The organism is Desulfovibrio oxyclinae DSM 11498 (assembly GCF_000375485.1).
GTDB classification, from domain to species: Bacteria; Desulfobacterota; Desulfovibrionia; order Desulfovibrionales; family Desulfovibrionaceae; genus Pseudodesulfovibrio; species Pseudodesulfovibrio oxyclinae.
This window is the reverse complement of record NZ_AQXE01000001.1, coordinates 295552-318834: the sequence shown is the minus strand read 5'-3', so window position 1 is coordinate 318834 and position 23283 is coordinate 295552. Positions and strand designations below refer to the sequence as shown.

General features: G+C 57.7%; 22 protein-coding genes and 4 tRNA genes. 13 read left to right on the top strand and 13 right to left on the bottom strand.

The genetic code is table 11. The features are described from left to right. Positions 1 to 50: 50 nt before the first annotated feature. The 4 genes from B149_RS0101670 to B149_RS0101655 all read right to left on the bottom strand — a co-directional run bounded on the left by B149_RS0101670 (position 51) and on the right by B149_RS0101655 (position 459). Positions 51 to 125 (bottom strand) — tRNA-Gly (locus B149_RS0101670). Between the two features lie 80 nt (positions 126 to 205). Beyond that, positions 206 to 280: transfer RNA gene (locus B149_RS0101665), tRNA-Gly, on the bottom strand. Positions 281 to 297: 17 nt separating this feature from the next. Continuing rightward, positions 298 to 372: transfer RNA gene (locus tag B149_RS0101660), tRNA-Cys, on the bottom strand. 12 nt (positions 373 to 384) lie between these two features. Further along, positions 385 to 459, bottom strand: a tRNA-Gly gene (locus tag B149_RS0101655). 211 nt (positions 460 to 670) lie between these two features. On the opposite strand from B149_RS0101655, the gene dksA reads away from it, so the two are divergent. The 5 genes from dksA (at position 671) to B149_RS0101630 (ending at position 5670) form a co-directional block, all read left to right on the top strand. Beyond that, on the top strand, positions 671 to 1033 hold the full coding sequence (gene dksA, locus B149_RS0101650) for an RNA polymerase-binding protein DksA (RefSeq protein WP_018123422.1): 363 nt from the start codon (positions 671 to 673) through the stop codon (positions 1031 to 1033). Between the two features lie 18 nt (positions 1034 to 1051). Continuing rightward, a complete protein-coding gene (locus B149_RS0101645; RefSeq protein ID WP_018123421.1) occupies positions 1052 to 2572 on the top strand; it encodes an NFACT RNA binding domain-containing protein in 1521 nt (506 codons plus the stop codon). Positions 2573 to 2665: 93 nt separating this feature from the next. Further along, positions 2666 to 3430 (top strand): 2,3-diphosphoglycerate-dependent phosphoglycerate mutase, encoded by a 765-nt coding sequence (gene gpmA, locus B149_RS0101640; RefSeq protein ID WP_018123420.1) that lies wholly within the window; start codon positions 2666 to 2668, stop codon positions 3428 to 3430. A 10-nt stretch (positions 3431 to 3440) separates the two neighbouring features. Continuing rightward, entirely contained in the window at positions 3441 to 4532 is a 1092-nt protein-coding gene (mutY, locus tag B149_RS0101635) for an A/G-specific adenine glycosylase (RefSeq protein WP_018123419.1), read from the top strand. Between the two features lie 94 nt (positions 4533 to 4626). Beyond that, positions 4627 to 5670, top strand: a complete 1044-nt coding sequence (locus tag B149_RS0101630; RefSeq protein ID WP_018123418.1) for a VgrG-related protein — start codon at positions 4627 to 4629, stop codon at positions 5668 to 5670. Positions 5671 to 5753: 83 nt separating this feature from the next. Here B149_RS0101630 and B149_RS0101625 read toward each other — a convergent pair whose 3' ends face one another. Then, complete coding sequence (locus tag B149_RS0101625) at positions 5754 to 8408, bottom strand: hypothetical protein (RefSeq protein ID WP_018123417.1); 2655 nt, start codon at positions 8406 to 8408, stop codon at positions 5754 to 5756. Positions 8409 to 8584: 176 nt separating this feature from the next. Between B149_RS0101625 and B149_RS0101620 the strand changes: the two genes are divergently transcribed. Continuing rightward, entirely contained in the window at positions 8585 to 9688 is a 1104-nt protein-coding gene (locus tag B149_RS0101620) for a glycosyltransferase family 4 protein (RefSeq protein WP_018123416.1), read from the top strand. Here the strand turns inward: B149_RS0101620 and B149_RS0101615 are convergent. From B149_RS0101615 to B149_RS0101595, 5 genes are all read right to left on the bottom strand, one after another. Beyond that, a complete protein-coding gene (locus tag B149_RS0101615) occupies positions 9685 to 10530 on the bottom strand; it encodes a lytic murein transglycosylase (protein ID WP_018123415.1) in 846 nt (281 codons plus the stop codon). The genes B149_RS0101620 and B149_RS0101615 overlap by 4 nt on opposite strands. Positions 10531 to 10648: 118 nt before the next feature. Continuing rightward, complete coding sequence (locus B149_RS18500; protein ID WP_040372093.1) at positions 10649 to 10858, bottom strand: dual CXXC motif small (seleno)protein; 210 nt, start codon at positions 10856 to 10858, stop codon at positions 10649 to 10651. A gap of 2 nt (positions 10859 to 10860) precedes the next feature. Further along, positions 10861 to 12210, bottom strand: coding sequence for a TolC family protein (locus B149_RS0101605; RefSeq protein WP_018123413.1), 1350 nt, complete (start codon positions 12208 to 12210; stop codon positions 10861 to 10863). 105 nt (positions 12211 to 12315) lie between these two features. Further along, on the bottom strand, positions 12316 to 13101 hold the full coding sequence (locus B149_RS0101600) for a MogA/MoaB family molybdenum cofactor biosynthesis protein (protein WP_018123412.1): 786 nt from the start codon (positions 13099 to 13101) through the stop codon (positions 12316 to 12318). Positions 13102 to 13111: 10 nt separating this feature from the next. Further along, positions 13112 to 13858, bottom strand: coding sequence for a DUF1614 domain-containing protein (locus tag B149_RS0101595; protein ID WP_018123411.1), 747 nt, complete (start codon positions 13856 to 13858; stop codon positions 13112 to 13114). Positions 13859 to 13986: 128 nt separating this feature from the next. Between B149_RS0101595 and rfbA the strand changes: the two genes are divergently transcribed. Further along, on the top strand, positions 13987 to 14853 hold the full coding sequence (gene rfbA, locus B149_RS0101590; RefSeq protein ID WP_018123410.1) for a glucose-1-phosphate thymidylyltransferase RfbA: 867 nt from the start codon (positions 13987 to 13989) through the stop codon (positions 14851 to 14853). Between the two features lie 75 nt (positions 14854 to 14928). On the opposite strand, the gene B149_RS18645 is transcribed toward rfbA, so the two are convergent. After that, entirely contained in the window at positions 14929 to 15072 is a 144-nt protein-coding gene (locus B149_RS18645; RefSeq protein ID WP_018123409.1) for a hypothetical protein, read from the bottom strand. A gap of 197 nt (positions 15073 to 15269) precedes the next feature. On the opposite strand from B149_RS18645, the gene B149_RS0101580 reads away from it, so the two are divergent. Beyond that, positions 15270 to 15914, top strand: a complete 645-nt coding sequence (locus B149_RS0101580; RefSeq protein ID WP_169332892.1) for a PilZ domain-containing protein — start codon at positions 15270 to 15272, stop codon at positions 15912 to 15914. Here B149_RS0101580 and B149_RS0101575 read toward each other — a convergent pair. Together B149_RS0101575 and B149_RS0101570 are read right to left on the bottom strand one after the other, a co-directional pair. Continuing rightward, positions 15911 to 16282 (bottom strand): hypothetical protein, encoded by a 372-nt coding sequence (locus B149_RS0101575; RefSeq protein WP_018123407.1) that lies wholly within the window; start codon positions 16280 to 16282, stop codon positions 15911 to 15913. The genes B149_RS0101580 and B149_RS0101575 overlap by 4 nt on opposite strands. A gap of 53 nt (positions 16283 to 16335) precedes the next feature. Further along, positions 16336 to 16539 carry a hypothetical protein gene (locus B149_RS0101570; RefSeq protein ID WP_018123406.1) on the bottom strand — a complete coding sequence of 68 codons (204 nt, stop codon included), beginning with the start codon at positions 16537 to 16539 and terminating at the stop codon, positions 16336 to 16338. Between the two features lie 209 nt (positions 16540 to 16748). Here B149_RS0101570 and B149_RS0101565 point away from each other — a divergent pair, with 209 nt between their 5' ends. The 5 genes from B149_RS0101565 (at position 16749) to B149_RS0101545 (ending at position 23272) form a co-directional block, all read left to right on the top strand. Further along, positions 16749 to 17363, top strand: a complete 615-nt coding sequence (locus B149_RS0101565) for a recombination-associated protein RdgC (protein ID WP_018123405.1) — start codon at positions 16749 to 16751, stop codon at positions 17361 to 17363. A gap of 9 nt (positions 17364 to 17372) precedes the next feature. After that, positions 17373 to 17897: a hypothetical protein gene (locus tag B149_RS0101560; RefSeq protein WP_018123404.1), complete on the top strand. Its 525-nt coding sequence runs from the start codon at positions 17373 to 17375 to the stop codon at positions 17895 to 17897. Beyond that, positions 17897 to 18448 carry an arylesterase gene (locus B149_RS0101555; RefSeq protein WP_018123403.1) on the top strand — a complete coding sequence of 184 codons (552 nt, stop codon included), beginning with the start codon at positions 17897 to 17899 and terminating at the stop codon, positions 18446 to 18448. Before B149_RS0101560 ends, B149_RS0101555 begins: the two co-directional genes overlap by 1 nt. Positions 18449 to 18571: 123 nt before the next feature. Then, positions 18572 to 20260, top strand: a complete 1689-nt coding sequence (locus B149_RS0101550) for a YcaO-like family protein (protein WP_018123402.1) — start codon at positions 18572 to 18574, stop codon at positions 20258 to 20260. Positions 20261 to 20707: 447 nt separating this feature from the next. Then, positions 20708 to 23272 (top strand): DNA-directed RNA polymerase, encoded by a 2565-nt coding sequence (locus B149_RS0101545; RefSeq protein ID WP_018123401.1) that lies wholly within the window; start codon positions 20708 to 20710, stop codon positions 23270 to 23272. Positions 23273 to 23283: the final 11 nt, after the last annotated feature.

Here is a 23283-nt window from a genome sequence, read left to right as displayed (position 1 = left end):
CCTGAAGGACAAAAAAAAGCCGGCCTCAAAATGAGACCGGCTTGAAAATCTGGAGCGGGAAACGAGATTTGAACTCGCGACTTCAACCTTGGCAAGGTTGCACTCTACCACTGAGTTATTCCCGCTCGTCACACAGATGTGTGAAAGATGCTTCCGGAAGCTTTCCGGAACGACCTTCAGGCTTTTGCCTTGGGGTCGGAAATTTTGGAGCGGGAAACGAGATTTGAACTCGCGACTTCAACCTTGGCAAGGTTGCACTCTACCACTGAGTTATTCCCGCTCGAAAATTGGGATATTTGGAGGCGGCATCCGGATTTGAACCGGAGAATGGAGGTTTTGCAGACCTCTGCCTTACCACTTGGCTATGCCGCCTGTATTTCAAAGTGGAGCGGGAAACGAGATTTGAACTCGCGACTTCAACCTTGGCAAGGTTGCACTCTACCACTGAGTTATTCCCGCTCTTTGCGAAAGCGAAGAGAGTTCTATCGGTGGCCCCCTCAGCTGTCAAGGGGAAATCCGAAAAAAATCCGGCTTCGTACTTCCGCAGGGGGGATACAAGGAAATGCTTTACTTCCACTGCCTTTTTGGTTTACGCAGCCCGTCTAGTTGTTTATCATCATGAGTCTCGGTAAAGTTTTCGCACATCACCGAATCCGCAGGAGCCTAATACATGGACGCCAAGGATATTCAGTACTTCCGCGAAATGCTCACGGGAATGCTCGACGACATCCTCAAGAAGAGCGATCAGACGCTTGAGGACATGACCGAAACCGGCGAAGTCTATGCCGATCCGGCAGACCGCGCCACGGCAGAGTCCGACCGGGCCTTCACCTTGAGACTGCGCGACCGCGAACGCAAGCTGATCAAGAAGATCCAGCAGGCGCTTCAGCGTATCGACGACGGCGACTTCGGCCTTTGTCAGGAATGCGGCGATGACATCAGCGTCCCGCGCCTGAAGGCCAGACCCATGACAACGCTCTGCATTGAGTGCAAGAGCAAGCAGGAAGAAGACGAGCACGTGCGCGGCGACTAGCCCCACGCACAGGACGACATGGAAGCAAACTTCTTTCGCCGTCTGGCGGCGGAGCTTGGCCCGGCGCTCGAAGGGTGCAGGGTCGACAAGATTTTCGGCCCGGCTCCCGGTGTCTGGAACCTCCGTATGCATGCCCGCGGACTCCCGAAGAATATGTTGTTCAGGCCCGCCAGATCGGCGGGCCATCTCTTTTTTACGGACAACAAGCCCGCCAACCCTGCCGACGCGCCCGCCCAGGTCATGTGGATGCGCAAACGTCTTCAGGGAAGGCGCCTGCTGACCCACTCCACGGACTGGCCCAACCTCCGGCTGGCTTTTGAGCTGACCCCGTCCCGCCTGTACCCTGAATGGACACACCTCGTTTTCGATATCCATGAAGATCTCAAGCTGGTGCGCGGCCTCGACGAAGGATTTGCCTCGGCCCCGGATTGGCCCGCCTTCGAGGATGTCATGGAAGACAAGGAGATATGGCGCCAGTACCCGCACATATCTCCGCCTCTGCGCCGCCGTTTGCGCTCGCTGCCAGCGAATGAAGCCCACGCGATGTACGCGAAAGTAGCACTCGGCGAGGCCGATTCCTGCTATGTCGCCCGTGCACAGGACGGAACGCCCAAGCCGCCCCTGCTCTGGCCGGAAACGCCGGACGCCGAGCGTTTCGACACCGCGTTGGAAGCTTGCGCCGCCTATGGCGAACCCACCCTCTTTCCCTTGTTGCAAAAGGCGGGCGACCCCGGCCTGCAACAGCGCAAGAAATCAGCCAGAAGACGCATCCGCCGCGCACTTGCCAAACTTGAACAGGAAGAGAGCAGGCTTGAAACGTACCGGCGCGACCGCATCAAGGCGGAAGCCCTTCAGGCGGAACTCTATCGTTTTCAGGATGCCGAGGGACTCGAATCCGTCGAGGTGAATCACCCGGAGCACGGGCAGGTCACCGTCGAACTGAATCCGTTCCTCTCCGTCAGCGAAAACATGCAACGGTATTTCAAGCTGGCCTCCAAAGCTGACCGCGGCATGCCTCATGTCGAAGAGCGCCGTCGCATTCTGGAAGAAGACATGGCCCGCGTGGAAAACGAAGGCGTCCCGGCCGACGACACACCCGATTCCGGCAAGCCTCGGTCTTCCCCCACCCTGCCGAAACGGTACAAGGGACTGGCCGCCCACGTCTTTGTTACGGACGACGGACTGACTGTTGTTCGCGGCAAGAACAGCAAGGCCAACCACGACATCATCAGCAAGGCCGCCAGCACGTTCGACTATTGGTTCCACGTGGCTGACGGCCCCAGCTCCCATGTGATCCTGCGCCGCGACCATCCCGGTCAGGAAGTGCCGGAATCAAGCCTGCGGCAGGCTGCGACCCTCTGTGCCAACAAGAGTTGGCGCAAAGAGGACGCGCAGGCCGACGTGATGTACGCCTTGGTCAAGGACGTGCGCAAGGTCAAGGGCTTCGCGCATGGACAGGTGGTGGTGGACGAGACCATCGGTGTCGTCAGGGCCGTGACCGACCCAGAGCTGGAGCAACGCCTTCGCTGGAAGGGCTGATCGCGACTTCCCTGCCGTTTCAAAATAATTCTTCAATCACCCATCACACCGTGCTAGCCTGTGCGCTGGAATTTCAACCAAGGAGATTACCGAATGCACAAGCTGGTTCTCATCCGACACGGCCAGAGCACCTGGAACCTCGAAAACCGCTTCACCGGCTGGACCGACGTGGACTTGACGGAACAGGGCGTACAGGAAGCGGTAGAGGGCGCGAGGCTGCTTCAGGAAGCAGGCTTCACCTTCGACATCTGCCACACATCTGTCCTGAAGCGGGCCATCAGGACTCTTTGGTTGGTGCTGGACCGCATGGACCTCATGTGGCTGCCGGTACACCGCACGTGGCGACTCAACGAGCGGCATTACGGTGCGCTTCAAGGGCTGAACAAGGCCGAGACCGCCGAGAAGTATGGCGATGATCAGGTTTTCCAGTGGCGACGCAGTTTCGACGTCCCGCCGCCGGAGCTTGATCCTTCCGACGAACGTTTTCCGGGCCGGGAACGCCGCTATGCCGAGCTGGACGACGCCGAACTGCCCCGCAGCGAAAGTCTCAAGCTGACCATCGAACGCACCATGCCTTACTGGTTCGATACCATCTCACCGCAGGTCAGACAGGGCTTGAAGGTCTTGGTGGTCGCTCACGGCAATTCGCTTCGAGGACTCGTCAAATACCTCGACGGCATGAGCGACGACGAGGTGACCAAGCTGAACATCCCCACCGGCGTACCGCTGGTCTATGAGTTGGACGGCTCCCTCAAGGCGCAAAACCGCTATTACCTGGGCGACCCCGAAGAAGCGGCCAAGAAGGCGCAGGCCGTGGCCAATCAGGCATCGGTTGCCAAGCAGGGCAAGGAAGAGTAATGCATCGCGGGTGACACCAGATACCTTCACCAACGCTCTGCTCGACTGGTTCGAGACCAATCGACGCGACCTGCCATGGCGCAGGACGTACGATCCGTACCATGTCTGGGTTTCCGAGATCATGGCCCAGCAGACCCAGATGGACCGCGTGGTCCCCTATTTCGAACGCTGGGTAAAACGGTTTCCGGACGTCCCCGCACTTTCGCAGGCTCAGGAGGACGAAGTTCTCAAGCTGTGGGAAGGACTTGGATACTATTCACGGGCCCGCAACCTTCTGCGCGCGGCCCGCGAGATAGCCGAAGTCCATGACGGTCGGTTTCCGAAGGATCCCGTTGCCATCAGGGCGCTTCCCGGCATTGGCGAATACACTGCCGGAGCCATCGCCAGCATCGCCTTCAATCGGCCCGTGCCCTGCATCGACGCCAACGTCATGCGCGTCTTTGCCCGTCTGGAGAACCTCGGTTTCGAGGCAGGCTCCAAGGAATTGCGCGAACAGGCCGAGCAGTGCGTCAGGCGCTTCATGCCCGAAGACAGGCCGCGCGAATTCAATCAGGCCCTCATGGAACTTGGCGCGCTGGTCTGCTCAAGAAAGGCTGAGTGCGATCTCTGCCCTGTCCAGCCCCGCTGTGCAGCCCACCGGGAAAACATCGTTTTCGAACGCCCTCTCCCCAAGCCCGGAAAAAACGTGATTCGCATCGAAATGGCCACGGGCATCCTCGTTCACGACGGACGAATTCTCATTCAGAAACGCAAACCCGATGACCTTTGGCCCGGGCTTTGGGAATTTCCGGGCGGCTGTCTGGAGGAAGGTGAGACACCGGAACAGGCGCTCAGGCGCGAATACATGGAAGAAACCGAGCTTTCGGTCGAGCCGGGCGAAAAGATCGCCGTGGTCAAGTACGCCTACACCAAGTACCGGGTGACCATGCATTGCTACCTGTGCAAGGCCGTCGGAGAAGTGGCTCCCGTTTTTCATGAGGCGGACGAAGGACGCTTTGTGCGGCCTCAGGAACTGTCAAACTACGCCTACCCCGCAGGACACCGCAAACTGCTTGAACGGATTCATGACGACCTGCGGCTATCCTCCATTCTGAATATATAGTCTTATCAGACCATTACACAGTGTGGCACACCGGTTGCTTTACATCGTGTGGACAAAGCCGTCCCCGACGGTAATTTGACACATGAGGTGAATTATGGCGATCGGAATGAAAGGCATGATAGATGCGGTGCAGCTGCTGCAAGCCAAGGATACGGGCTCCGGACTTGGAGAGCGTCCCGGCGGCGGCAAGCCCCCTGCACAAGTCAACCAGGCCTTTGAGCAGCAGATGAAAATGGCGCAAAGCCTTCTCTCGGACGGGGATTCCAATCTCGGTTCCGGAGCGGGACAATTCGACACGTCGTTTCTGAACGATGCCATGATGTTTGACGCGCTCGCCACCATTTCGCGCATTATGCAGCAGACGGGAACCGAGGGCCCCACTTCCGTTTCCATTCCGCAGGCGGTGCAGGCGGCTGTTTCATCTCAGCCTGTTGCCAACAACCCCGCACAGGCAACCGGCGGCACCACTTCGTCAACAAAACCTCAGAGCGTAGCGCAGGAAGTGGAAGGCTTTCTGTCCGCCCAGTTTGAATCCGGGAACAAGGGCATTGAAGCCATTGGTTGGGACAGCACCGGCGGCACCTCTTACGGCAAATACCAGATAGCCTCCAAGACCGGCACCATGGATCGGTTCCTGAATTATCTGGACGACAAGGCTCCGGAACTGGCCCAGCGACTGCGTTCGACAGGCCCGGCCGAGACCGGAGGCACTACCGGGGCCATGCCCAAGGAGTGGAAGAGCATCGCCACGGAAATGCCTGAACGTTTCGAAAAGCTACAGCACGGTTTCATCAAGGGTGAGCATTACGATACCGCCAGAAACATGATCCGCGACAAGACCGGCATTGATCTGGAAACCGCTCCGCCCATCGTCAAGGAGGTGTTGTGGAGCACCTCGGTGCAACACGGCCCCACCGGAGCATCCAACATTTTCAGCAAGGCCATCAATGCGTTCCTCGGACGCACCGAGGGCGGCGAGTTCAGCCGCAAGCTCATTGAACAGGTCTACGATACCCGCAAGGGGCAGTTCGGCTCCAGCACGGAGCGGGTAAGACAGGCGGTAGGCAACCGTCTGGAATCGGAGAAGGAAATTGCCCTGAACATGCTCTCGGGCATGCAGGTCAATCGGACCGCGTAGCGCTGCGGCGCCGGAGGGGAGATCCGGCGGTCCGATAACGAGGACGGGTGTTGGGGAACACCCGTCCTCTTTTTCGTCATCGGTCAGTAGCGCTTTCTGGATCTACGGTTCATCTCCTCTTCAAGCTGGTCGAAGAGTTGCTGCTTGCGCTTTTCAAATCCGGCGGCGCTCTTTATGGCCGCAAAGGCCAGTGCCAAGGCACTCAAAATAATCACGAATCCCTTGGTCACTTCCCATTGGTTCTCGCGCATGGTGCTCACCAGCCAACTGCCCTGCACGTCCTGAGTGAACCACAGGAACGCCGGCACGCCGACGAAAGCAAGCCCCAGTCCTACCAGTTCGAACCAGATGAAGGATTTGCCGAGCATCAACACGAAGAGCGTGCTGTCGCGCACGATCCGCAAGGTGACGAGCCGACCCGAGAGGGTGTCCACGCGTTGCTCGATTTCCTGCACATATTTTGTGGCGAGCCGGAAATTATCGGCCTGCTTGAGGTGCTGGGTCTTGATCCAGTTGACCTTCTCCACGCAGTAGTTGAAATCCTTGTTGAACTCCACCAACAGTTTGGGAAAGGGAAACCATGCGGCTTCCTTCTGGATTTCCCGCACACGTTCCGTGAGAAAGTCGATGTTGGAGTTGATGCGCTTGAGTTCGAGCTGGACCTGCTTCTCCATCTGCTCGCCGAACCGCTCCATACCCCGACTGAGCATCCTGTAGGCGACGTAGTTATCCACCTCGGCCGTATGCTTGAGCTTGGCGAGTTCGGCTTCGGCAATTTCATAGAACGGATGCGTCTTCTCGAAACGTTTATCCAGCTCCTCGATGTACTCCTTCAACTTGGCCCGTAGCTTCTCGGCTTCTTTCTCGGCCTCACTCCATTTATCCCAGAGAAAACTCAACAGCTGAACCCGGCCGCGCTCAAGCTCCGGATCAATGAGGATCCGGTTGAAAATGTTCGGGTCCGTATTGATGAGATCGAAGAACAAGTCCATGGCCTGCCCGGTGAATCCGAGCTTCACCATGCACACACCCTGTCGATACAGCGGCTCCAGCCACCCCGGACTGAGCACATTCACGCGCTTGTAAAGCGAGGTGGACTCCTTGAAATTCCCGAGGATTTCCTGCAACCGTGCCTGAAGAAAAACAAGGTAGCCCTGCTGCAACGGCGTAAAGGCCAACCTTTCGGCCTCCTGCCAGTGAAACATGGCCTGTGTGGGGTCCTCCTTTTCCAGATGCAAAAACCCCAGAAGGCTTTGTGGCTGGTAGCTGCGCGTATATTTGACCACCGCCTTCTTCGCTTCGTCCTCGGCTTCGGACTGGTCGCCCTCCTCCAGCGCCTTGAGTCCCGGCCAGATATGATCGCCCTCTTCCGGACCCAGCTGGTGGAACCCTTCAGCCCACTCCTTGGCCTTGCTGCGCCAGACCATTTTCACCGTCCGGGGCTGCACCGGGGAGTTGATGTCGAACACGGCCTGCAATATGACGCCGCCCTTGGATGGCTCTTTGGCGGAGAACATTTCATTGGCTGTTTCAACGAATCTCTCCGAGTCGATGTCGTCGTTGATCTGCCCCACGCCCTCGTTGATGTCGTCCAGACTCATTCGGGCCAGCTGCGCCCATGCCTTGCCGGTCTGCAGGCCGAATTGCTTGCTGGGACATTCAAAGGCGGAATGATTCTTCTGGCCGCAATAGAAGCATTCCGTGCCTTCGGCTTCGGTCAGCGGCACGGGAATACCCACCTCGATGGTCCCGTAATCGGCTTCGCCGCCTTCCTTGCGCAGGCGGATGTTGCACCACGATTCAAGGCTGGTCTGCTTGGTACCCAACCGTGCGTCGTTCACCGCGAACCACGGACTCAGAAGAAAGCCGTCGATGTAGCGCATGTGCGGAAAATCCGGGGTCAACCGATTCCAGTCCACACCGACTTTCTTTGGCAGTTCCTGCGTGAACGGCAGCTCTCCCTGCGGCACAACGGCCATGACCACAGGCCAGTATTTGTGGTCTTCCTGCGTTTTGGCCTCGTGGATGAGGTTGAGCATGTCGGTGCAGAAGCTGCGCAACAGACGGACGTTGTCCAGAGGGAAGAACATGAATCCCTCGTTGACGTCGGAAATATACTTGAGACTCAGCCGCTGCATGAGCTCCTGTATTTCATTGGAGAAATCTCGCCAGCCGACGATACTCTCCTTGTCCCCGCGCTTGCCGAGGGGCTTGATGATGAAATACCAGCGCAGCGTGGACTCGTAATCCAGCCCCTGATCGGCCTGAAGCAGCTTCCACTCCACATTGGAGAGGCCGTCCGGCTTGCCGATGGCCCGCAGGCTCAGCCCGGCAATGTTCTTTATCTCGCTTTCCAGCTTGGGGTGGATCCAGACCTCGAAATCATTAGGGGCCTCCGCGCTCTGGGAAAGAAATTCCTGCGGAAGCGACAGAGAAGTGGTCAGGTCGTACCCTACAAGGAAGGTGACCGGCATGACCTGCGCAAAGACATTGATGGAGTTGACCCGCGCCCATGTCTGCAATCTGGCCAGAGCCCGGAACACCTCGGAGTTCGGGCAATACCACAAGGCCTGCCGTTCCTCTTCGGCCATGAGAAGGCAGCCGTAATCACGCATGGTGTGCGTGATGGCCGTATTCAGCTTGCCGTCCCAGACAAGCCAGACCGCGTACCCCGACGATACCATGCGGGATTGATTGATCTCGGGCAACGCGCCCGCCAAGGACGATAGGTTCAGCATGTTTCTCCCGGGTTCTCTTGATCGGCTGGCTTTACTTCGGTTGGCATCTTTTACCGCAGTTTATGCCCAAGTACACATATGCAAATAAAATTCCAACCTTTTTATGTCCATACCCTTGCCAAGTACCGGCGCTCCTGTCATTCTGCCCCGAAGTTCCTGCTCCCCCAAGTACAGATATGAAAATATTTCAAGTAATCAACGTCCGCTGGTACAACGCCACTGCATGGTACGCCGTGGAACTGTCCAGACTGCTGGCCCAAGCCGGTCACGAAGTTGTTGTCGTGGTTCAGCCGGGAACCCCGGCAGAGCGCAAGGCTCTCGAACTGGGGCTGCAGGTCAAGGCGCTGGACCTGAACACCACCAACCCGGTCCGGCTTGCTTCCACCATTGCGGAGATCATCTCGCTCCTGCGCCACCATCGCCCGGATGTGGTCAACTGCCACAGGGGCGAAGGCTTTTTCATTTGGGGAGCACTGCGCAAGGCCGGGTTCGGATTCAGGCTGGTTCGCACCCGCGGCGACCAACGCCTGCCCAAGAACGATCCCGTCAACCGCTGGCTGCACGCCGCAGTGGCCGACTCCGTCATCGTCACGAACAAACGCATGGCCACGCACTTTCTGGAACGCATGCGTACGCCAGAAAAACAGCTCTGGCTCATACAGGGTGGCGTGGACAGGGAGCGTTTCGCCCGCAACCCGGAAGGACGCAGCAGCGTCCGACAGGAATTCGGTTTTTCTGCGGATGACACGGTGGTGGGAATGCTTGGCCGCTTTGATCACGTCAAAGGCCAGCGTGATCTCATCAAGGCCATATCCCGCCTGCGCGAAAACGGACGTGAAGACCTCAAGCTCTTCCTCATCGGCGGCGATTCCGCCACATCGACGGATGAAGTTCGTTCGTGGCTGAAGCAGGAAGGACTGGAGTCCCATGCCGCCATCAGCGGCTGGCGCGAAGACATCGCCGCCTGCATTTCCGCGCTTGATCTGGGCGTTTGCGCATCCCTCTGGTCTGAAGCCATCGCGCGCTCGGCACTGGAGATCATGTCCTGCGGCGTTCCGCTCGTGTCCAGTTCCGTGGGAGTCATGCCCGATCTGGTTCAGCCGGACGGCCTGTTCCGCCCCGGCGACGTGCGCGAATTGTCCGTGCTCATCGAAAAGGCCACGCGTGGCGAGCTTCGGGCACATTTGTTGGATGCGCAACAGCGCACCATTTCGCAGCTTTCGGACAGGGAGTTCCTGCGCCGTACGGAAACGGTCTATCAGGATCTGACGGCTCGCTAGCCCCCGAACAGCTCTCTCGCTCCACGGAGCTTTTGCGCCACCGCATCCACGGTCAGGGCATAGCTTTCCGAATGATTGTAACGATACAGGACTTTAAGACGCCGTTCGGTGTCCATGTCCTTTTTCCATCCGTGCTCTTTCAGAAAATTTGCCATGCTGTGCAAGGCATCGGCCCGTTCGAAAAGATTCACACGGCCGTCACCGTCACCGTCTACACCATAGTGTCTGGCCGTGCTCGGCATGAACTGGCAGATGCCGATGGCTCCATAGATTGACCCCGGAACCGTCAAGGGATCCTGACGCGCGCCTCTGGCATATTCGATGAGCGCCACGAGTTCCTGGTAGGCCCAGTCACCCTTGGTTTTGGTGCGCGCCACGAGCCACTGCTTCATCTCTTCATCCAGCCCGGCCGTATCCACTTTATCCGATATCAGGGAGAAGTCCCCTGCAAGCGCCATGCTGGCCAATACCGGCATCGCCTTGTGCTTTCCCGTATTGGTGCCAAGACGAGTCTCCACCAGCAGCAGCGCAACGAGATAATCGCCCTCCACTCCGTAGCGTTGGCGAGCAGAATCAAGCGCTTCACGGTTCTCACGAAGGTAGGCATACGCGCCAGCAATGAGTATGGGATTCAGGTAGCGGTCCATGACCTCGGGCTCGCGAGCAGGCGCAGCACCCCGGGCCGCCTGTTTGATGGAAAGCAGGCTTCGCATTTTGTGGGCCATATGATCGGGATCAAACTCCAGCCCTGACCGGGAAAAGAGGGAAACGACGTAGGCGTGATCAATACCGTCGTCCACGAGTCTTTCGGCCAGAGGCGCCCAGATTCCCGTGGCCGCCATTGATCGGGATTCGGACTCTCCTGCTTCAGCGGTCGCATATGCCGCCGGGCCGACCATTATGAGCAAAGCCGCCAGAAAGGCGGCTTTGCAATATGCGCTCAAGCGCGATGATACGGATTCACATTCGGTCCAATGGGACAAAGGCCACATCCTCGTCAAAGTCGTCATCCAGCTGCGAGACCACTTCGGGAATCTCGTGCCTGCTTCCGCAGTCCTGGCATTCGTACCAGACCTCGTGACAACTGCGCGCCACCCGCATATCACCCGAACAGTCCGGGCACGGGACAGTGCTGTTGTTGCTGACTCTGGTTCTGCGAAAAAATGCCACTGTTATTCGACCTCCAGAGAGGGGTTCTTTTCGCCCATGGCGACGTACAGGTTGGCCACTGCGGTGTTGTAGTCCGCAAGCGCTTCGATGAGCTGGGCCTCACTGCTGGTCACACGGGACTGAGCGTCGAGCACGTCGTTGTTGGTGCCGACCTGCGCCTGATAGCGGGCAAGGGCCATGCGGTAGGATTCCTTGGCGGATTCCACGGACTTTCGTGCAACGCCGATGCGGTCGGAAGCCTCCCTGATACTCAGAAGAGCCTGCTTGACCTCGAACCCGGCATTGAGTCGGGTATCTTCCAATTCGGCCTCAAGCTGAGTCACGACTTCGTCGGTCCGCTTGTAGTCGTAATAATCGGCACCCCACTGCCACACGGTCCACGTGGCACTGACACCAGCGGTCAGTGTCTCGCTGCTCTCGTGAGTGAAATATCCTTCGTCCTGAAGCCCGGGCTCGTCGCTGTTTTTCGTGTAGGTCACAGTGCCGTCCACCGAAGGCATGAAGCTTGAGGAAGCAATGCCCGCATCCTTGGCTGCGATCTCCACTGCCTTTTCGCCGATCTTGAGGTCCGGGCGGAATTCATAGGCGCGGTCAAGGCACTGGCGCAGCGTCAGGTTGAAAGGGTCGTATTGGAGATCCCCAACGTAATTGATGTCGGCTGTCAGCGGCAGGTTCAGCAGGCTGTTGAGCTTGGCGGTCTGCGTCGAGACCGCATTGCGGGCCTTGAGCAGATCCTGTTCGGCCGTAGCGAGTTCCACCTCGGCCTGCAGCACGTCCACGCGCGGCTTGAGCCCCACGTCGTAAAACGCGGTGTTCACCTTGAGCTGGGAACGCAGCCGCTCCACGGAGTCTTCGGCACTCTTGACGTCCATGCGGGCTTTGAGCAGCGCGAGAAAGTTGGTCTGCACATCCTGAATGACCACCAGCTCGACGTTGTTGAGGTTGGCTTCCTGACGTTTCTTGGTCAGCTTCTGCTTCTGGTAGTTGTTCAGCAGGGAGAAGCCCTTGAAGATGGGCTGGGTCACCACGATGCTGCCGGTATAGGAAGACTTGCCGTGCTCGGCCGTGATACCGCCGCTCTGCTCGCGATTGTACGTCTTGTAGTCGTATCCTGCGGTCACGGAAGGCAGGAAATCACCACGGGCGGACTTGGTGCCGTAATCCGCACCCTGTATCTGCGACTTGGCGGCCAGAATGGTCGGGTTCGCCTCAAGGGCTCGCTGTACGCACCGCTCAAGGGTGTATGCCCCATTCACGGCAGGGTCGGCCTTGGCCGATGTTTGAGCCTGAACCGTAACAGCCGAAAGCAGCATGAAAAGGCAAAGGGAAAAAACTGTGAAACGTTTGGTCATGGGTGGGCAGCCTCGTGGTCTATATGTCTTTTACGCGTTGTTCGTTCTAAGCAACTCGCCCTACCTATCAAGTTGCGGCTGCAACCGCAAGGGATAAAGGCCTGATCAGCAACGCAGTACGGCACAATCCGAAGGGTCGCCATGGAGCTTTTCCAACGTATGCGCAAGCGTCGGCAACAGTGGTTCAAGACACTCCCGGACAGCCTTCGGACTACCGGGCATGTTCACCACCAGCGCTCCGCCCAGCGTTCCTGCCACGGCTCGCGAAACCGCTCCATGAGGCGTTTTTGCCAAACTCGCCGCCGTCATGGCTCGCTCGTACCCCGGTAGACGCTTCTCGATCACGGCCAAGGTCGCCTCAGGCGTGATATCGCGGGGAGCGACACCGGTACCACCGGTGGTCATGATCATATCAAACCCCTGTCCCAATGCAAGGTCCGTGATCAGATGACGAAGCTGTCTTTCCTCATCCGGCAGAATAAACCCCTGCGCATGGCTGATCGACATTTTTTCCGCAACCATTTCGGCAATGAGCGGCCCTGACTCGTCACGCCTTTTACCTTGGCAGCCCTTGTCGCTCAGGGTGATCCACGCCAGCGAAAAGCCTTCGGAAACGATGTTCGCCGAAACGGCCTCACCTGCGGAAGCGTCCATGAGACATTCAAGCTGTACCATGCGCTTCGATGCGACCGCGCTTCCGGCGTCGCTCCAGAACGTGCCGAGCACGCGGAAAAACGGCTTGCCGTCCACATCAAGCCGCTCCCCTGCACGAAGCAGGGGAAGCGTGCCGGCCACGTCCAAAGGCAGGCCTACTTCGTCGCGATGTCCGGCAAGGCGGCGTTCCCCCGTTTTCAGGTCGCGCCGCAGTTCCAGCGTGATGTTCCTCTCCATAACGATCCTCCTAGGTCAGCAGAGCGCCGGCCACACCAGCCACGAAGACGCCGCCAAAGGTTCCGGCACCGCCAATGGAAACCAGCGGCGAGGCCAACTCGCGTCGCTTTGACGGAATAAGAAGCGGGATGACGTTGGCCCCCAGAAGCGTCCCAAGCGAGCCGCCGACATACGCAGCCAACGGGGAAACCGGTGCGGGCACCAGAATCATGGTGGTCGCCAGCGTCACCACCAGCGGCGCGAGGATCGGCAACCGGAAGCCGGTGAAGACGTCCGGCTTGGTCAGCGCGTAACATACGGCCGCCACAGCGGCGGTGGTAAGCCCGAGCCAGATGAAGGTTTCCGGCAATGCAGGCATATCCGGCACGTCGATCAGCCGCGAGCGAAGCAGAAAACCGATGCTCAGAATCACCGGGAAGACACAACCGCCGAGGTTGACGGCGAACACCTGCTTTTTCAGCTCGTTGACAGGCTCTTCATACTCGATCTGGCGGGCCATGCCATCGAAACGGAAACGCATCGCACCGCTTCCCTGTACCATCACGAGCTTTTCGCTGGTATAGACGGGGATGTTGACCGCCCGCCCCACCAGAATGGCGAGCAGCAACAGGAAGCCCTGCCCCGTGGTCATTCCCAGACGTCCAAAGGCTTCGGTGACGAATCCCACCGGAAGCACGACGAGCAGAAAGAACATGAGCACGAGAAACAAAACGGCGGCAATCAGGCCGCCAGTGAAATGGAAATATGGATAATTCATCGTCACCTCGTTTTAGTGTGGCCGGAGGCGGCTTGCCAACTGCACGGCGAGGCCGCTATAGTCCCTCCGGCTCGTGCTGCAAGCGATATCGCAATCAGACGAGCAAGTAAACCAAGCCCGGAGGCGCAATGAAAGGTATTATCCTGGCCGGAGGCTCCGGCACCCGGCTGCATCCCCTTACGCTCGCCGTCAGCAAACAACTGCTGCCGGTTTACGATAAACCCATGATCTACTATCCCCTCTCGACGCTCATGCTTGCGGGGATCAAAGACATTCTTATCATATCCACTCCGCAGGACCTGCCGAGATTCCAGTCCCTTCTCGGCGACGGCTCCCGCGTGGGCATCAACCTGTCCTACAAGATCCAGCCCAGCCCGGACGGACTGGCGCAGGCGTTCATTCTCGGCGAAGACTTCATCGGCAACGACCAGTGCAGCCTGATCCTCGGCGACAACATCTACTACGGCGACGGCCTCACGCGCCTGCTTCAGGAGAGCGCCTCCCTGAAAAAAGGCGGCGTGGTCTTCTCGTATCGCGTCAAGGACCCCAGACGGTACGGCGTGGTGGAATTCGACAAGAACAATACCGCGGTGAGCATTGAAGAAAAACCCGAACACCCTCGCTCCAGCCACGCGGTCACCGGCCTGTACTTTTACGACAACGATGTCGTTGACATCGCCAAAAATCTCAAACCCTCGGCGCGTGGCGAGTTGGAAATCACCGACCTCAACAACGTCTACCTCAAGCGCGGCGAGTTGCAGGTTACCCCGCTGGGGCGTGGCTTCGCATGGCTCGACATGGGCACGCACGCTTCCCTGCACGAGGCATCCAGCTTCGTGAAAGCGGTGCAGGACAGACAGGGGCACATCATTTCCAGCATTGAGGAAATCGCCTATCGAATGGGCTACATCGACGCCGAACGGCTCGAAAAACTCGGTCAGGAGCTGTCCAAGACCGGCTACGGCCAATATCTTCTGGACCAGCTCAAGGATTGAGCATCCCCCCAAAANACAAAGGCGCGGTTCATGTGAACCGCGCCTTTTTTCCGGAGCCCCCCGGAAAACTGAAAACTAGTGGTGATCTTCGTGCATGGCTTCGCGGACACGAACACAGCCGATGACCACGATCCAGGCCAGATAGATGAAAATCAGGGACACACCGGTGAAACCGGCAGCCGTGCTGTTAGCCATACCGTGGAACAGTTCGCCAATCATCCTCTATTCCTCCTAAAAAAACACTACCCTTATTCGTGAAAAACTGAACATTCTTCCCATGGTTATCGACTAAAAGTCAAGGGGGTTTGCAGTTCTATCCGGGGCGTTCGTCCGGATTGCAATATGCGGCTTTGCAAAAATGCATTTTTCAGCTAAGAAAGGACGTACATTCCAAAGGGGGGTTCGGGATGAGTATCATGAGTTTTTTCAGAAAGTTGAATGGAAAAGACTCGGAACGCAGGAGCCGGAACGGGGAGAAAGAGAAGGCCGAAAAAACGGTGCTTGACGTGGACGCGGCAGCAAAGACGTCCGCACCGCCGAACAAGGCCGGACGCGGCAAAGGCTCCTCCAACGCCAAGGCGCGTTCTGTTGACATCAAAGCGGATAAGGAAGCTTCATCCGGCGGACTGCTCGGCCTCAAACTCGTGAAAGGCCGAAAAAAGTCCAAGGTAGAAGCCGCTCCCATCGACGAAGAAGCGCTCGGGTTCAGCTTCAAGGCTCCCAAGGCCAAAGACGAACGCCGAAACGCCGTGAGAGTCTCCGTGGAGGGTCTCGCGCTCAGGGTGGATCGCGTCGGCGTCCTGCCCTGCATCAACATCAGTGCCACAGGCGCTGGATTTCGCTTTTCCAAAGCCCGTTTCAAACACGGTGTAAAGCTGACGCTTGCGCTTGAATTTCAGGAAAAAACCGTGGCCGAGGGAATCGCGGCCAAGGTCGTCCGCCATGACGGCGACGCGGTTGGAGTAGAGTTCCTTGAGCTTGACCGCAGGCAGGAAGACGCAGTCTCGAAACTGGTGCTCGTGGGCCAAAAACAGCAGGCCGCACGTCGTCAAGGCTCCTAAAGAGCCTCGCGAACCCTTTTTGCCACCAGCTCCAGATTGTTCGGCTCACCCGGCTGATGGCTGGACGGATACAGCAGCGCGCTCATGAAAAACGGGCTGTTGATCTCCAGCGAAGTCTCAGCAGAAGAGGAATACTGCTCCACCCTGTCGAGCACGAACGCACCCAGTTCGCCGCCTACCGCCTCTGCCGCGTCACGGACCTTCTCCGGCAGGGACACAAGCACCTCGGCCTTTTCGATCATCCAGGATTCAAACCCGGCCTGATTGCCGTTTTCGTCAACTTCCCGAACCGCTTCCGCTTCGCATTTGGCAATTTCGTCAACGGCTTCGTCCAGTATGCCGGACAGGCGTTTCAGAGCTTCATTCATTGGGTTACCTCCGGTGGGGAACCTACACGCTCGGAAGCGGTCGGGCAAGAGGATCAGATGGCGCCGCACATTCGTCTGTAGCTGTCGCATTCCTGACGACTCACGAACGGACAGGCTTCCGTGAGGAACCAGCGCCGTCTGGGGCACCAGAAGCGCTTGCCGTAAGGTTCGTTGCAGCCGTCGGGCGTAAGCTTTTTGCGTTTCACACCGCCGAATTCCACACCATTGTCCGAAACATTGAAACGCCAGACGTTCATGTCGGCCTCCTTTTGCCATCCTTCTACCGCATTACTTTCCTCCGATTCTTTCCATTTCGGCTTTGCCGATGCCCGTTTTCATACAACTTGCGTGCCGGAAAAGTCCTCCTGACGGTGAATCCGAGCATCAAATCACTTTACATCGCCGGGGAATGATTCTACCCAATTGACGGTCCGAACCACAGGTCAAATATGAGAGGTTTCAAACCGTGAGCATACTTTCAGCGAGCCTTGGGCTCACCCGCTACCGCATCATCGAGGAAGTGCCGGATTCCATCCTTCAGGAAGTCCCGGAAAAGCTTTCCCAGAACAGCTTCATAGACATCGACGACACCGCCGAGGAACGCAGCTTCGGCTGGACCAACATCGATGACTTCCTTGACGTGAACTGGGTGCAATCTCCGCCCGAAAAAGCCGAGTTCTTTGCATTTTCCATGCGTCTGGAGACCCGCAGGGTGCAGCCCGCCGTTCTCAAAAAGCATTACCAGATCGCCCTGAACGCGGAACTGGCCCGTAACAAGGAGCAGGGAAAAAATTTCGTCTCCCGCGACCGCAAGCGCGAACTCAAGGAGCAGGTCACCCTGCGCCTTCGCGCCCGCAGCCTGCCCGTTCCGGCTATTTTCGACGTGGTCTGGACGCCGTCCGTGAACCGCGTGTACTTGGACACCACCAACGCCAAGGCACGAGCGCTGTTCGAGGACCTGTTCACCGCGACCTTCGACCTGCATCTGGAACAGATGGGCCCCTTCTTCATGGCCATGGAAGAGCTGGGGGAGGATTCGGTGGAGAAACTGGAAAACCTCGACCCGACCATTTTCGTATAGGAGGCAGTCATGGATCTTACCGCAGTTGAACGAGAGAACACCGTTCTCGGACAGGACTTCCTGACCTGGCTCTGGTACCGCATCGCCTCTGGATCGCACATGTTCCAGCTTGAGGACGGGAAATACTACTCCGTGAACATGGAGCAACGCATCTCGGTGCAGGGCGGCGACGGCGAAGGCGTGGAGACCGCCACGGTCAACAGTCCCCGTGGCGAACTCACCGAGGCCATGACCGGTCTCAAAACCGGCAAAAAAGTCTGCCGCGCGCAGCTTCGCTTCCAGTCCGACGAAGACGAGTGGACCCTTACCGTCAAGGCCGAGGACTTCCTCTTTTCCGGTCTCAAGACGCCTAAAATCGCCACGCGCGACGAGGAAGGCGATGACCCGGACGCAAAGTTTCTGGAAAAGGTCTATCTTCTTGAAAAGGCCATGACCATGTTCGACACCATCTTCAAGGAATTCCTCAAGGTGCGTCTGAGCAGCGACTGGAAAGAGGAAGCCGCCAAGGTGGGAAGCTGGATCGGAGCCATCTGATGAAGACACTTGCCGTTTTCGGCGACTCCCTCACGGAAGGATACGGACTCAAGCCCTCGGAAGCCCTGCCCGCAGCACTGGAAAGAAGGCTGCGGGCTGAAGGCATCGAGGTAAAGGCTCTGAACTTCGGAATCTCGGGCGAAACCAGCGAGGACGGCCTGCACCGCATGAACGAGGTTCTCAAGGCAAAGCCGGACGCCGTGATCGTGGCTTTCGGCGCCAACGACTTCTATGTCGGCGACGAGCCCGACTTCGTCCGCGAGAACATCGAGACGCTCTGCAACGCGTTCATTGGAAAGGGCATCCCGGTCCTGCTGGGCGGGATCAAGGCCATCCCGGATGTGGGAGCCGAATACAAGGCCGAGTTCGACAAGGTCTTCCCGGAACTGGCCGAGAAGCTCGGCATTCCCCTGTTTCCCAACGTCCTCGCGCCCTACTTCGGCAACCCCATGCTGACGCTCATGGACGGCCTGCATCCCAACGAGCAGGGCGTGGAACGCATGGCCGAGGCCATGCTGCCACACGTCAGAGCACTGCTGAAAAAAGCATAGCGAAAACAACGCCCCGCCCAGGCGGGGCAATTCCTTCCTGTCCCGGTCCGGAAAACCGTTCGACATTTTCATCCGTACAGTGCTACGAACTTGCGTGACGAAATCCAGCACTGGAGCAAACTTATGCGATACGAACTCAAACTGATGGACACTCAGGCGGGGGTCGGCTGCTTCGCTGCCATGCCCAAGCAGAACCTCAGCTTTTCCGCCATGGTGGATCACCTCAGGCAAGCCCCGTACGACACCTACATGCACGAGCACCTGCTCGACGGCCTTGGCAGGCATCGGCCCAAAAAGGTCGAGAAGCTCATCAGCGGCGTCATGAAGGACAATGGCTCGTCCGACCCGGTCCTCACCGCTCTGCTGTATGAAGCCTGTCTGGTGCACGGTCGTCTGGAAAAATATCTGCCCATGTTCGACGGTGTGGACGTCAACTCCCTGAACGACCACCTGCCGACCATCCGCATCCGCTCCCATCAGCTTGAGGATCAGCCGCTGCATCGCCAATGGGCTCCGCTTTTCGCCAACAACTTCTCTTTTCACGAGCCGCTCCCCGCACCGGAAGAAGCCGGACTTGCCGCTCCAGTCAATGAGGACGCCCTTCCATCCGGAGAGGCGTATACTGCAAAGCAGGCTCGTCACGAGCTTGAAGGCTCCCTGCCGGAGCCCAAGGAGCGCAAACCCCTTGAGGAGACCAGCGCCTACGCCCTTTCTGTGCTGGAAAAGGCCGATGCGTTCATCGGCCCCGCCATGGCGCACAAAGCCAGCCTTTCGCCGGTGAACCGCCTGCGCCACTGGATGGTGGATGTCCGGTGCTCCAACGGCCGCCATTCGGATTCCCTTTCCGGTATGCAGACGTGTTACGGACGCGGACTCGCCGAAGCCAACGCCGAAGCGTCGTATTCCATGGAGCTTGCCGAGCGATTTTCTTCCTATGCGAGCTTCGGCGGCAATGCAATCCGCGGTTATGTGAACAACTATCCCCTGAGTCTGGCGGCATTTAACGAGCTGGAACAGGAGGCCATCGACCTGAACAAGGTCCGTCTGGAGGTTCCCTACGCGGGCCAGCGCATTAACTGGTTCGAAGGCCATCGACCCGACGGAGCTGGCAGTACCAGCCCGATCATGATTCCGGCGCAGTTCGTGTTCCTGTTCTGCAATCTGGACGAGCAGCATCTTTTCTCGGCTCTGAGCTCCACCGGTCTGGCATCGGGCAACACGCTGGCCGAAGCCAAGGTTTCGGCGTTACTTGAGGTCATCGAGCGCGACGCCGACGCGACCATTCCCTTCGATATGTCGCGCGCCTTCCGCATCGAATCCGATGACCCTCAGGTGAATTTTCTGCTGGAGCAGTATGAGGAAATGGGAATCCACGTCTGGTTCCTCGACATGACTCCGGAATTCGGGGTTCCCTGCTATAAATCAGTGGTTCTTGGTGCCCGCGGCGGTCTGGACAAGGGATCAGGATCGGACCTGAACGGGCGCTCGGCGCTGCTCTCGGCCATGACGGAAACGCCCTACCCGTTCCCCGGGCCCAAGAGTGCCCCGGCTCCGGAAGGATTGCCGGTTCGCAAGCTCGAAGATCTGCCCGACCACTCCACGGGCAGCGCAGACGGCGACCTGATGGTGCTGGAAAAGACACTCATGGAAAACGGCTTTGTCCCCGCCTATGCAGACATGACCCGCAAGGACCTGCGCATCCCGGTCACCCGGGCCATCGTGCCGGGACTTGAGATCAATTCTGACTTCGACCGCTATATGCGCATTTCCCCGCGACTCTGGGCCAACTATCTGCGAATGTTCGCCCGATAAGCAGTTGACGCGCCAAACCATTGAAGGCTAAATAAATCGCCCCCATGCCCGGATGGCGGAACTGGTAGACGCAAGGGACTTAAAAAGTCCCATCTCCTCACATCCATTCTTGTAACCACACACGAAACCGCACAGGGACTGGCTTCACAGCTGGTCCCTTTTCTTTTCCTTGCTCACATGCATTCTTGCCATGTGATTTCCTCTGCGACAGCTGATTGTACCAATTGAATTGGTGCAACTCCAACCCTGCACCAATCAGTAGCCCTGTTTTCCCTGTGATTTCTCCACATGGGATTAAATTGTGGCGTTTATAGGTGTTGTTTTGGGACAAGGCTCCCATGCAATATTGCTTATACATATATTTCGGTAGTTTAGAATTAAGACGCACTAGTAAGCAGCCGCTGGAGACAGCGAAGTTGCACCAAAGGAAACCAAAGGAGAACTAAAGTGGAACAGAAGAACACTGAAGTCGAACTGGCACAGGCCCTGTCCCTCGTCGCTGACATTGACGACGAAATGCTCGAAGAACAGGTGAAACTGGAGCAAGAGATGCAGGGCTTGGGAGTTGAAGCCTACCGTTCTCGCATCAACAAAAACCGGGAACGTGGCTGCGAGTCTCGCACTGACTACGGGACTGCTATGCTTTCCACTTGTGTACCTCGTCTTGCGAAGGCCATCGGAAATTTCATTGAAGAGGCTGAAGGCAAGGCAGGACGCCGTCACGTTGCTCTCAAATACCTTCGTCAGGTTGACGCACACCCCGCAGCTTTCATTGCGCTGAAGACGATACTCGACAACATCGCCGTCAATGCATCCATGCAGCACGTCGCTGCTACCATCGGTGCTGCCGTCGAGGACGAAGTGCGTCTGGACAAATTCCGCAGAGAAAACAAGGTGGCTTACGGACGCGCTCGAAAGATGGCTGACCAATACAGCACCACCTTCCGCAAGACACGGATCATGGCGCACATGATGCACCGAAACGAAGTCGAGTGGACCCCGTGGTCGAACACCCACAAGGTGCAGCTGGGTCTCAAATTGATTGACCTCGCGATGAGCAGTACCGGACTCTTCCGCACCTACAGGGACGAGAGCAACAAAAAGAAAACACCGATGTACCTCCAGCCTACCGAAGAATGCATGGAGTGGATCAATCGCAGAATGGCTAGGTGCGAACTCCTGTCGCCTGTTTACATGCCTACCGTGGTACCGCCAAAGCCTTGGACGAACCCTACAAGCGGCGGCTACTACACTCAGGCCGTTCCGCAGCTGAAGATGATCAAGACCAAGCACGAAGGATACCTCGAAGAAATGCACAACCGCGTCGATGATATGCCTATTGTCTACGACGCTATCAACGCGCTCCAAGAGACTGCTTTCAAGGTGAACACTCAGGTCCTGGAGGTAATGCGTGAGGTGTGGGATGGCGGTGGAAACATGGGTGGTCTCCCCGCTCGTGACGATGAGCCTGTCCCCGCACAACCTGTTGTCCCTGAGAAGCGTGAGGCATGGACTGAAGAACACGAGGAAGCGTGGAAGGACTGGCGTAAGGCCGCTCGTTCGGTCCACGTCCGTAACCACTCCCTCTTCTCCAAGCGTCTCCAAGCTGCAAAGATCATCTGGATCGCAGAGCGTTACGAGAAGTACCCTCGTATCTACTTCCCGCATCAGCTGGATTTCCGTGGGCGTGTCTATGCGGTGCCTAAGTTCTTGAACCCGCAAGGCAACGACGCGTCTAAAGGACTCCTGCTGTTCGCGCACGGCAAGGCTATCGAGAACGAGGAAGCTGCCCGTTGGCTGGCGATTCACGGCGCGAACGTGTGGGGCGAGGATAAGGTGTCTCTGGATGCCCGTTACCAGTGGGTTCAGGATAACGAGGAAATGATCCTCGCTATTGCCGAAAATCCGCTCGATGTGACTGAGTGGGCCAAGGCTGACAAGCCGTGGCAGTTCCTTGCCTTCTGCTTCGAGTGGGCTGGATTTCTGCGCGCAGGATACGGCTTTGTGTCCCACCTTCCGGTCGCTATGGACGGCTCTTGCAATGGTCTCCAGATATTCTCGCTCATGCTGCGGGATGAGGTAGGCGGTGCGGCAGTTAACCTCCTACCCTCCGAGAAACCCGCTGACATCTATCAGGTCGTCGCTGACAAAGTCGTGGATAAGTTGCGTCCTATGGCATGCAATCTTGCCAAGTGTTCGGAAGAGGATTCAACCTACGCACAGCAGTGGCTGGACTTCGGCATCAGCCGCAAGACCACCAAACGTCAGGTCATGGTCCTGCCTTATGGCGGCACCGTGTTTTCCTGTCGGGAGTACACCGAGCAGTACATCAAGGACAAAGAGGAAGCCTATCGGGACACGCACGGCGGTAAAGTGGACATGAGCAAACTGCACCCGTGGCAGGATGGCCTTTTCAAACCTTCAAACTTCCTCTCCAAACTGATTTGGGAGTCCATCGGTGAGACCGTTATTGCGGCGCGTCAGGCAATGGACTGGCTCCAGAAAACTGCACGGATCGTCTCTCGCGAAGGGCTTCCTGTCACCTGGACCACGCCCGTAGGCTTTCCTGTCCTTCAAGCATACCCTGATGTGAAAAAGTCCAGAGTCAAAACTCATATCGGCGAAGGAGTCCGCATCGACCTCACTCTGGTTGAAGAGACCAAACAGATCGACAAACGCCGTCAGGCGAATGGGATCAGCCCGAACTTCGTACATTCTCTGGACGCAGCAGCCCTCATGAAGACCGTTTACGAGGCTCTCAAGAAGGACGTGCGCTCCTTTGCGATGGTGCATGACTCATACGGTGTCCCTGCCGCAGACGCTGCAAACATGGCGCGTACTCTGCGCGAGGTGTTTGTCCAGATGTTTACTGAACACGATGTTCTGGATGAGTTCCGCGACGAAATCATCACCATGATTGGCGAAGAGGCGGCTAAAGAACTCCCGGCGATGCCTAAGAAGGGTGGTCTGGATATCACCAAAGTCTTGGAGTCGGACTTCTTTTTTGCCTAATCACATGCAAA

Excerpts from the sequence above, each read along its gene's own strand:
- dksA (WP_018123422.1), top strand. The coding sequence starts at position 671 with ATGGACGCCAAGGATATTCAGTACTTCCGCGAAATGCTCACGGGAATG.
- B149_RS0101645 (WP_018123421.1), top strand. The coding sequence starts at position 1,052 with ATGGAAGCAAACTTCTTTCGCCGTCTGGCGGCGGAGCTTGGCCCGGCG.
- gpmA (WP_018123420.1), top strand. The coding sequence starts at position 2,666 with ATGCACAAGCTGGTTCTCATCCGACACGGCCAGAGCACCTGGAACCTC.
- B149_RS0101630 (WP_018123418.1), top strand. The coding sequence starts at position 4,627 with ATGGCGATCGGAATGAAAGGCATGATAGATGCGGTGCAGCTGCTGCAA.
- B149_RS0101625 (WP_018123417.1), bottom strand. The coding sequence starts at position 8,408 with ATGCTGAACCTATCGTCCTTGGCGGGCGCGTTGCCCGAGATCAATCAA.
- B149_RS0101620 (WP_018123416.1), top strand. The coding sequence starts at position 8,585 with ATGAAAATATTTCAAGTAATCAACGTCCGCTGGTACAACGCCACTGCA.
- B149_RS0101615 (WP_018123415.1), bottom strand. The coding sequence starts at position 10,530 with ATGGCGGCCACGGGAATCTGGGCGCCTCTGGCCGAAAGACTCGTGGAC.
- B149_RS0101605 (WP_018123413.1), bottom strand. The coding sequence starts at position 12,210 with ATGACCAAACGTTTCACAGTTTTTTCCCTTTGCCTTTTCATGCTGCTT.
- B149_RS0101600 (WP_018123412.1), bottom strand. The coding sequence starts at position 13,101 with ATGGAGAGGAACATCACGCTGGAACTGCGGCGCGACCTGAAAACGGGG.
- B149_RS0101595 (WP_018123411.1), bottom strand. The coding sequence starts at position 13,858 with ATGAATTATCCATATTTCCATTTCACTGGCGGCCTGATTGCCGCCGTT.
- rfbA (WP_018123410.1), top strand. The coding sequence starts at position 13,987 with ATGAAAGGTATTATCCTGGCCGGAGGCTCCGGCACCCGGCTGCATCCC.
- B149_RS18645 (WP_018123409.1), bottom strand. The coding sequence starts at position 15,072 with ATGATTGGCGAACTGTTCCACGGTATGGCTAACAGCACGGCTGCCGGT.
- B149_RS0101580 (WP_169332892.1), top strand. The coding sequence starts at position 15,270 with ATGAGTTTTTTCAGAAAGTTGAATGGAAAAGACTCGGAACGCAGGAGC.
- B149_RS0101575 (WP_018123407.1), bottom strand. The coding sequence starts at position 16,282 with ATGAATGAAGCTCTGAAACGCCTGTCCGGCATACTGGACGAAGCCGTT.
- B149_RS0101570 (WP_018123406.1), bottom strand. The coding sequence starts at position 16,539 with ATGAACGTCTGGCGTTTCAATGTTTCGGACAATGGTGTGGAATTCGGC.
- B149_RS0101560 (WP_018123404.1), top strand. The coding sequence starts at position 17,373 with ATGGATCTTACCGCAGTTGAACGAGAGAACACCGTTCTCGGACAGGAC.
- B149_RS0101555 (WP_018123403.1), top strand. The coding sequence starts at position 17,897 with ATGAAGACACTTGCCGTTTTCGGCGACTCCCTCACGGAAGGATACGGA.
- B149_RS0101550 (WP_018123402.1), top strand. The coding sequence starts at position 18,572 with ATGCGATACGAACTCAAACTGATGGACACTCAGGCGGGGGTCGGCTGC.